The organism is Rickettsia endosymbiont of Ixodes scapularis, assembly GCF_000160735.1.
GTDB classification, from domain to species: domain Bacteria; phylum Pseudomonadota; class Alphaproteobacteria; order Rickettsiales; family Rickettsiaceae; genus Rickettsia; species Rickettsia tamurae.
Window position 1 is genome coordinate 999,903 of the sequence record NZ_CM000770.1, and the last position, 1,400, is coordinate 1,001,302.

Genomic DNA, 1,400 nt, shown 5'->3' on the forward strand with positions numbered 1-1,400 from the left:
TATTAATTCTCTAAGCCAAAAAACTTTTCTATTTCTTCTAAGTCTAATATGGGGGTACATAAAATTCATATCTCATTTTAGTTAATAACTTGGATTCTAATATATAACCTAACTATCTTATAGTAAAAATATTGCATTACAAAAAGAAATTTTGCTTGCAATTTATAAAAGATTTAAGCAAACTAACGAAAATAAAAATATGTAAATAAACATAGGAGCTTAATATGGCACAAGGTAATATTCCAAAATCAGTAAAAGATAGAATAAAAGAGTGGGAAAAAAAATCAAATATGTCAAATAACCACCAAAAAATACAAAACCGGCTGTTCCTCCAAAACCTACTTCTGAGCAAATAAAGGCATGGAACGAGGCACATAAAAAACAGACTGACTTAACTACACATTCCCAAGCACTTGATATATTTGTCGATACCCCATCTCCGCAAGTTGAAACCCAAAAGCCTATTATTTTTTCAAAACCGGCTCCGGAACAAACAAAAGTACTGGAAGAAACACCTAAAAAACAATCTAATTTAACCATAAAAGAGAAAATAGAGAAATAAAGATCATAATATTGATACCAAAGATGCTTTGATTCCAGAATTTAGCCGCTATATAGAATTAAGCGGTTCTATGGCAGGGAAGCGTCTTGATGTTACTATTAAAGCTTATGAACAATCATTAGGACGGCTAATAAAACAAGTAGGAGTACCTCAAAAAGAGTTTGTTTCTTTTATAGAAGATGATCTAATAAAGAATCATCCACACAAAGATAAATTTGAGAAAATCAATCAACATTATAAATTACCTGAACCACCTAAATTATCTGATATAATTGATAATCTTCTTACTACATGACAATTTTTAGAGATGTAAGGACTAAAGGATTGAATTTTGCTGATAATTCATGATGATAACAGGGAAAGAACTTGGTTTACATATGAAAGATCATTCCGCCCCTCTAGTCGAATTATTACAAAAACATATTTCGCTTAATTTATCAAGAGCAAAATGTTTAGGATTATTTATCATTTCAATGCTTAACAGCAGGACAGTAAACATGTCATTGTTATGCAATAGAATGCCGTCTGGGATTAAAGCAGCTTCATGGTATAGAAGGATGCAAAGATTTATCTCTGAAATCTCAATATCATGGAGAGTATTACCTGTTATGTTAGTCATGATGACTGGGTTTGAGCAGGAGCAAAAATGGTTATTGTGTTTAGATAGAACGAATTGGAAATTTGCTTACTACATGACAATTTTTCATTTTATCATCTTTGGATATTGGAATATCAAGGACAACAGCTGTATCCAACGTACTAATTGAGTAGAAATATTATACAAGATATTAACCAATGTATCTAATCCAACACGAAATATACTATTTTGCCTATAACC

General features: G+C 30.8%; 1 protein-coding gene and 1 pseudogene. Both read left to right on the forward strand.

Features of this window, described 5'->3' with window-relative positions; all coding sequences use genetic code 11:
* Positions 1-224 precede the first annotated feature (224 nt).
* A pseudogene (locus tag REIS_RS05035) lies at positions 225-845 on the forward strand (hypothetical protein); the annotation flags it as partial.
* Between the two features lie 61 nt (positions 846-906).
* Positions 907-1,329 (forward strand): hypothetical protein, encoded by a 423-nt coding sequence (locus REIS_RS05040; protein ID WP_040614694.1) that lies wholly within the window; start codon positions 907-909, stop codon positions 1,327-1,329.
* The last annotated feature ends 71 nt before the right edge of the window (positions 1,330-1,400 follow it).